Here is a 3,066-nt window from a genome sequence, read left to right as displayed (position 1 = left end):
TGCCGCTCACGCGTCCTTGCTCAGGTTCGGGCCCGAGCCGCCCGCCGCCGACTCGATCGGGGGGACGTCCGGCAGGGCCGACTTCTCCTCGCCGCGGAAGGTGAAGGTCTTGTCCTCACCCTCGCCCTCGGTGTCGACGACCACGATGTGGCCGGGGCGCAGCTCACCGAAGAGGATCTTCTCCGAGAGCACGTCCTCGACCTCCCGCTGGATGGTCCGGCGCAGCGGCCGGGCGCCCAGGATGGGGTCGTAGCCCTTCTTGGCGAGCAGCGACTTCGCGGCGCCGCTGAGCTCGATGCCCATGTCGCGGTCCTTGAGCCGCTCGTCCACCTTGGCCAGCATCAGGTCGACGATCTGGATGATGTCGTCCTCGGTCAGCTGGTGGAAGACGACGGTGTCGTCGACACGGTTCAGGAACTCCGGCCGGAAGTGCTGCTTGAGCTCGTCGTTGACCTTGGCCTTCATCCGCTCGTAGCCGGTGCGGACATCACCCGTGGCCGCGAAGCCGAGGTTGAAGCCCTTGGAGATGTCCCGGGTGCCGAGGTTGGTCGTCATGATGATGACCGTGTTCTTGAAGTCCACGACCCGGCCCTGGGAGTCGGTCAGCCGACCGTCCTCCAGGATCTGCAGCAGCGAGTTGAAGATGTCCGGGTGGGCCTTCTCGACCTCGTCGAAGAGGACGACGGAGAACGGCTTGCGGCGCACCTTCTCGGTGAGCTGGCCGCCCTCCTCGTAGCCGACATAGCCGGGAGGCGAGCCGAAGAGCCGCGAGACCGTGTGCTTCTCGCTGAACTCCGACATGTCGAGCTGGATCAGCGCGTCCTCGTCGCCGAAGAGGAACTCCGCCAGAGTCTTGGAGAGCTCCGTCTTACCGACACCCGAGGGGCCCGCGAAGATGAACGAACCGCCGGGGCGCTTCGGGTCCTTCAGACCGGCACGGGTACGACGGATGGCCTGGGAGAGCGCCTTGATGGCGTCCTTCTGGCCGATGACGCGCTTGTGGAGCTCGTCCTCCATGCGCAGCAGCCGCGAGGACTCCTCCTCGGTGAGCTTGAAGACCGGGATGCCGGTGGCCGTGGCCAGGACCTCGGCGATCAGCTCCTCGTCCACCTCGGCGACGACATCCATGTCGCCGGCCTTCCACTCCTTCTCCCGCTTCGCCTTGGCCGCGAGGAGCTGCTTCTCCTTGTCCCGGAGGGACGCGGCCTTCTCGAAGTCCTGGGAGTCGATGGCCGACTCCTTGTCCCGGCGGACATCGGCGATCTTCTCGTCGAATTCGCGCAGGTCCGGCGGAGCGGTCATCCGGCGGATACGCATCCGGGAGCCGGCCTCGTCGATCAGGTCGATCGCCTTGTCCGGCAGGAAGCGGTCGGAGATGTAGCGGTCGGCCAGGGTGGCGGCCGCCACGAGAGCCGAGTCCGTGATGGACACACGGTGGTGTGCCTCGTAACGGTCCCGCAGGCCCTTCAGGATCTCGATGGTGTGCGGCAGCGACGGCTCAGCGACCTGGATGGGCTGGAAGCGGCGCTCCAGGGCCGCGTCCTTCTCCAGGTGCTTGCGGTACTCGTCGAGCGTCGTCGCACCAATGGTCTGGAGCTCACCGCGGGCCAGCATCGGCTTGAGGATGCTGGCGGCATCGATCGCGCCCTCGGCGGCACCCGCACCCACCAGGGTGTGGAGCTCGTCGATGAACAGGATGATGTCGCCGCGGGTGCGGATCTCCTTGAGCACCTTCTTCAGGCGCTCCTCGAAGTCACCGCGGTAACGGGAGCCGGCGACCAGGGCGCCGAGGTCCAGGGTGTAGAGGTGCTTGTCCTTGAGGGTCTCGGGCACCTCGCCCTTGACGATGGCCTGGGCCAGGCCCTCGACGACCGCCGTCTTACCGACGCCGGGCTCGCCGATGAGGACCGGGTTGTTCTTGGTACGGCGCGACAGCACCTGCATGACCCGCTCGATCTCCTTCTCGCGCCCGATGACCGGGTCGAGCTTGGATTCGCGGGCGGCCTGCGTCAGGTTGCGGCCGAACTGGTCCAGCACAAGGGAGGTCGAGGGCGTGCCCTCGGCCGGGCCGCCGGCGGTGGCGGCCTCCTTGCCCTGGTAGCCGGAGAGCAGCTGGATGACCTGCTGCCGCACCCGGTTCAGATCGGCGCCCAGCTTCACGAGGACCTGGGCGGCGACGCCCTCGCCCTCGCGGATCAGGCCGAGCAGGATGTGCTCCGTACCGATGTAGTTGTGGCCGAGCTGGAGGGCCTCGCGGAGCGACAGCTCCAGGACCTTCTTGGCACGGGGGGTGAAGGGGATGTGCCCGGACGGGGCCTGCTGGCCCTGGCCGATGATCTCCTCCACCTGCTGGCGGACCGCCTCGAGCGAAATCCCGAGGCTCTCCAGGGCCTTAGCGGCGACACCCTCACCCTCATGGATCAGGCCCAGGAGGATGTGCTCGGTGCCGATGTAGTTGTGGTTGAGCATCCGGGCTTCTTCCTGAGCCAGGACGACAACCCGCCGCGCACGGTCGGTGAACCTCTCGAACATCGTTAATCGCTCCTCAGAGCGGTCAGAAAGATCGGGGACGATCCCCTCCCTGTCCTTCCGCATGCTAGTCCCGCTATGGGGGACAGCTCATTCCAACTGCCGACCCCGTCCTTGGCCTCCTGCCCAGAACAGCCGACAACAGCTCCAACCCGATGGTGCGAGACGATGTTCCCGCAGGCCAGGCGGATAGCCTCGATAGCAGTACGCCGATGGCGAACGCCATCCCGGCCGGACCTGCGCGTCGCCCCTCCCCACTAGGAAAGTCTTACCCGCAAGCAGTGACACTCCATGCAGCGCAGGGCGGTTCCATCCGCTACGGGCGAACACCCTTGCGCCCCCACACGCTTCCGTACGCCCCTGCCACTACCACGTTGCGTACCCATCTGCCAACTCTGCGTAACCCTTAGGGGGCCCGGCAGTTGCTCCGGGCATGGTTGACGCATTTCCCCGCCGCCCCGCACTTCCCCGCCCCCGCCGCGCTGCAATCCCCCACCCCAGCCACCCTGCATTCCTCGACCCCGACCACCCCGCATT

1 protein-coding gene is annotated in these 3,066 nt (G+C 67.0%); it reads right to left on the bottom strand.

The annotated features are described in order from the left end of the window. Nucleotides 1–6: 6 nt before the first annotated feature. Nucleotides 7–2,532, bottom strand: a complete 2,526-nt coding sequence (locus ACTWQE_RS33900) for an ATP-dependent Clp protease ATP-binding subunit (protein ID WP_443332934.1) — start codon at nt 2,530–2,532, stop codon at nt 7–9. Nucleotides 2,533–3,066 lie beyond the last annotated feature (534 nt).

Source organism: Streptomyces sp. 8N706, assembly GCF_052245415.1.
GTDB lineage: Bacteria > Actinomycetota > Actinomycetes > Streptomycetales > Streptomycetaceae > Streptomyces.
This window is presented reverse-complemented; position numbering and strand designations above follow the sequence as displayed.